Annotated in this window: 5 protein-coding genes and 1 pseudogene; 3 read left to right on the top strand and 3 right to left on the bottom strand. The window is 53.1% G+C overall.

Features of this window, described 5'->3' with window-relative positions; translation table 11 throughout:
* The first annotated feature begins 457 nt into the window (after nt 1-457).
* Entirely contained in the window at nt 458-997 is a 540-nt protein-coding gene (locus tag BZJ17_RS16260) for a gamma carbonic anhydrase family protein (protein ID WP_021022715.1), read from the top strand.
* Here the strand turns inward: BZJ17_RS16260 and BZJ17_RS16265 are convergent.
* Genes BZJ17_RS16265 through hemF form a run of 3 tightly spaced genes read right to left on the bottom strand, consistent with a single transcriptional unit; the run spans nt 994 to nt 2,996 of the window.
* Nucleotides 994-1,254, bottom strand: coding sequence for a DUF1488 family protein (locus tag BZJ17_RS16265; RefSeq protein WP_077641433.1), 261 nt, complete (start codon nt 1,252-1,254; stop codon nt 994-996). The genes BZJ17_RS16260 and BZJ17_RS16265 overlap by 4 nt on opposite strands.
* Nucleotides 1,251-2,075, bottom strand: a complete 825-nt coding sequence (gene aroE, locus BZJ17_RS16270; RefSeq protein WP_077641434.1) for a shikimate dehydrogenase — start codon at nt 2,073-2,075, stop codon at nt 1,251-1,253. Before aroE ends, BZJ17_RS16265 begins: the two co-directional genes overlap by 4 nt.
* A gap of 3 nt (nt 2,076-2,078) precedes the next feature.
* On the bottom strand, nt 2,079-2,996 hold the full coding sequence (gene hemF, locus BZJ17_RS16275) for an oxygen-dependent coproporphyrinogen oxidase (protein ID WP_241836833.1): 918 nt from the start codon (nt 2,994-2,996) through the stop codon (nt 2,079-2,081).
* A gap of 178 nt (nt 2,997-3,174) precedes the next feature.
* Here hemF and purE point away from each other — a divergent pair, with 178 nt between their 5' ends.
* Nucleotides 3,175-3,657, top strand: coding sequence for a 5-(carboxyamino)imidazole ribonucleotide mutase (gene purE, locus BZJ17_RS16280; protein WP_069362358.1), 483 nt, complete (start codon nt 3,175-3,177; stop codon nt 3,655-3,657).
* 4 nt (nt 3,658-3,661) lie between these two features.
* Nucleotides 3,662-3,987 (top strand): annotated as a pseudogene (locus tag BZJ17_RS17540) (5-(carboxyamino)imidazole ribonucleotide synthase); the annotation flags it as partial.

The raw sequence follows: 3,987 nt of genomic DNA on the forward strand, positions 1-3,987 counted from the left end.
TGCCCACACAGATTGCATAGGTCAAATTGTTAAAGAGCGTTGACTTGCGAAGCGTTGCTTCGCTCGGTCAGGGCTGCGTATATTACTCGCCTTGCCGATGAAGTCAAGAAGAAATTTTATCTTTTTGTTGATGCCAACCGGCGAAAACAAAACCTCTTTTTGACTCCCCTAACGCGTTGTCGGCGTTAAGTAGGTGGGTTATCTTAATCATTTAAAAACTGACGTCAAGCGTTTATTTTTATTTGATTTTTTGCCCCGACATGGCCGCTGAGCGCTTGCCCTGTGTGCCGTGTCGATGGAGGCGCATTATAGGGAAGCTGATCAGATTGGCAACCCCTTTTTAGTGGTTTTTTAGAAAAAAACTGTCATTCGCTGTTTTTTTGCTCGCTAGGGTGTAAAACTGGTACCAAAGTCAGCGTTATCTGACATTGTATAGCAATATAAAGAGGGATTTGTGATGGCAAAACAGCTGCGCGCTTATAAAGGCATGACGCCTCAGCTGGGCGAACGCGTCTATATTGATGAATCCAGTGTATTGGCTGGCGATATTACGCTAGGCGATGATGTGAGTATTTGGCCGCTGGTTGCGGCACGTGGTGACGTGAACCATATCCAGATTGGCGCAAGGACCAATGTGCAAGATGGCTCCGTCCTTCATGTCACCCATAAAAATGCCGAAAACCCACAAGGTTACCCGCTGATCATTGGCGAAGAAGTGACAATCGGCCACAAGGTCATGTTACATGGCTGCCGGATTGGCAACCGAGTTCTAGTGGGAATGGGGACGATTATTCTTGACGACGCTGTGATTGAAGATGAAGTGCTAATTGGCGCTGGCAGTTTAGTCCCGCCCGGGAAACGCTTAGAGAGCGGCTACCTGTATGTTGGCTCACCGGTCAAACAGGTTCGCCCCCTCACTGATAAAGAGCGCGCCTATTTTGCACGCTCAGCGCAAAACTATGTCGACACTAAAGACATCTACCGCTGCGAGCACTAGATCACCAAGCTGCCATCGGGTTCAAACGCTTCTGATTCGATGGCCGCTTCCATTTGCTCTTCAATATCAAACCAAACCTGTTCGACAATCGCCTGCGCATTATCCGAGTCTACCGCACAGCCGGCGAGCGCAGATAAGGTGGTAAAGCGGGCAGCGCATGTTAACAACGCACCATTAAGTTGGCCGTAGAAACAAACACGCGCCTTTGCGGTATCGACCTGCGCTTCGTCCGCAGCCAGAATAAGGGATTGATTCATCGACTAAGTGCCTCTCTTAGCTGCTCGCGCACACGTTCGGTTTGTGGCCGACAGCCACGCCATATAGCAAAGCTTTCCGCCGCTTGTTCCACCAGCATGCCCAAGCCGTCTAAACATCGCCCTGCTCCTTGGCGTTGCGCCCATTGGTTGCTGGTTGTACAGCCAGCTTGATACACCATGTCATAGACAGTGGTCGCTGGACCAATCGCTCCTTGCGGGAGAGGGGGATGGCTTTGATGTAAGCTCGCCGAGGTCGCATTAATGATCACATCAACGGGCGCCGCCATGGGTTTATCCACGGCATGACTGGCGATCGGTCCGGCCTCACCAAATGCAGCGGCTAATTGCTGGGCTTTTTGCTCGGTGCGATTCACTATCATCAGCAATGCTGGCTCTTGCTCCAGTAAAGGAAGCAACACACCCCTTGCTGCACCGCCTGCTCCCACAACCATAATGCGCTTATCGCACAGTGCCACATGGTGGTAGTGTAAGTCAGTTACCAAACCTGCCCCGTCCGTATTATCACCCAGTAGGGAACCATCGCTTTGCTTAACCAGCGTATTCACGGCACCGGCGCGGCGGGCACGCTCTGTCAGTGTATCAGCCCATTCATACGCTTGCTGTTTAAAAGGTACGGTCACATTGGCGCCGCGCCCTCCTTGCGCAAAAAACGCCTGCATGGTGGTCACAAAGCCTTCAAGCGGCGCCTCAATGGCTTGATAGTCGATGTCTTGTTGGGTTTGCGTCGCAAATGCGGCGTGGATCTGCGGCGACTTACTATGGCCAATCGGGTGGCCTACCACGCAATAACGTTCGGTCATCCGTTACCACTCCCTCGGTTTAAGGTAGTCGCGATAAAGTCTCGCTTCCGGTGCATCGTCATCAGGTGACCAATTATATTCCCAGCGCGCCATCGGCGGCATCGACATCAGAATAGATTCGGTACGCCCACCACTTTGTAAGCCAAATAGCGTGCCTCTGTCATACACCAAGTTAAACTCGACATAGCGTCCGCGGCGATAAAGCTGAAAATCGCGTTCTCGCTCACCATAAGGCGTGGCTTTGCGGCGCTGCACTATCGGCAGGTAGGCATCGATAAAGCCTTTTCCAACCGCTTGGGTGTAGGCAAAGCACTGTTCGAATGGCCATTGGTTCAAATCATCAAAGAAAAGCCCGCCGACGCCACGGGTTTCATCACGGTGGGGCAGATAAAAATAGCGATCGCACCATGCTTTGTGATCAGCGTACACGCTATCACCAAAGGGCGCACATAAGGCTTTGGCGGTCTGATGCCAGTGCTGGCAGTCTTCCTCGAACGGATAGAAAGGTGTGAGATCAAAGCCGCCGCCAAACCACCACACAGGATCTGCACCTTCTTTTTCGGCAATGAAAAACCGCACGTTTGCGTGCGAGGTCGGCACGTACGGGTTATGAGGATGGATCACTAACGACACCCCCATGGCCTCAAAACAGCGCCCGGCAAGCTCTGGACGGTGCGCGGTCGCCGAGGCAGGCATTTGATCGCCAAATACGTGCGAGAAGTTCACTCCCGCTTGCTCAAATACTTGACCCTGACGCAGGACGCGACTGCGGCCACCGCCCCCTTTCTCACGCTCCCACGCATCTTCAATAAAACGCGCTTGACCATCTTCTTGCGCAAGCTGTTGGCAAATATCATCTTGAAGTTGGAGGAAAAAAGCCTTCACGGCTTGCTTATCAATTGTCGACTGACCGTGTGCCACGCTCACATCCTTTGTTACTGAGACCATGTGCTTACTTTACCTGATCCACGCACTGGGATCTTGACGGAATTTCATCCCCCACCGCTGACGCAAACGTTTTCCTTGCGATGAAATCTGGGTATAATTCGCGTCACGCTCAGCTTATCTTATTCACGCTTGTCATCAAGAAGGACGTATTATGACTGTCGGTATCATCATGGGCTCGCAATCCGATTGGCCTACCATGACACATGCAGCGGCTATGTTGGATCACTTTGCCATCCCTTACGAAACCCGTATTGTCTCTGCCCATCGCACACCACAGTTACTTGCCGACTACGCCCAACAAGCGGCCGAGCGCGGGATTAAAGTGATTATTGCTGGCGCCGGTGGTGCCGCCCATCTGCCTGGGATGACCGCCGCACACACCAGCCTGCCGGTGCTCGGCGTTCCGGTCCAGTCAAAAGCATTAAAGGGAATGGACTCGTTGCTTTCTATTGCTCAAATGCCCAAAGGTGTGGCTGTGGGCACGCTCGCCATTGGTGACGCAGGCGCCGCGAATGCAGGCCTCCTTGCGGCACAAATTCTCGCAACGGCCGACCCTGATTTGATGGCAAAAGTGGATGCGTTTCGCCAAGCGCAAACTGAGGCCGTTCTCGCTCAACCCAACCCACAAGGCTAAGGCCATGAATATTCTGGTGTTAGGCGCGGGACAACTGGCTCGGATGATGGCCTTGGCCGGCGCGCCGCTCAATCTTATCGTCAGCGCCTATGATGTGCGTAGTGGCGACATTATTCACCCACTGACGCTGCAACCACTGGGGCACGGCCTCAATGCGGCCATCGCTGGCGCAGATATTATTACCGCGGAATTTGAGCATATCCCCGCTGATATCTTGCACCAATGCGAGCAAAGCGGGAAGTTACGCCCCAGTGCTCAGGCGATTCTAACCGGTGGCGACCGCCAAATTGAGAAAGCCCTGCTGATGCAAGCAGGCGTCGCCAATGCGCC

The organism is Salinivibrio sp. IB574, assembly GCF_001996205.1.
Lineage (GTDB): Bacteria > Pseudomonadota > Gammaproteobacteria > Enterobacterales > Vibrionaceae > Salinivibrio > Salinivibrio proteolyticus.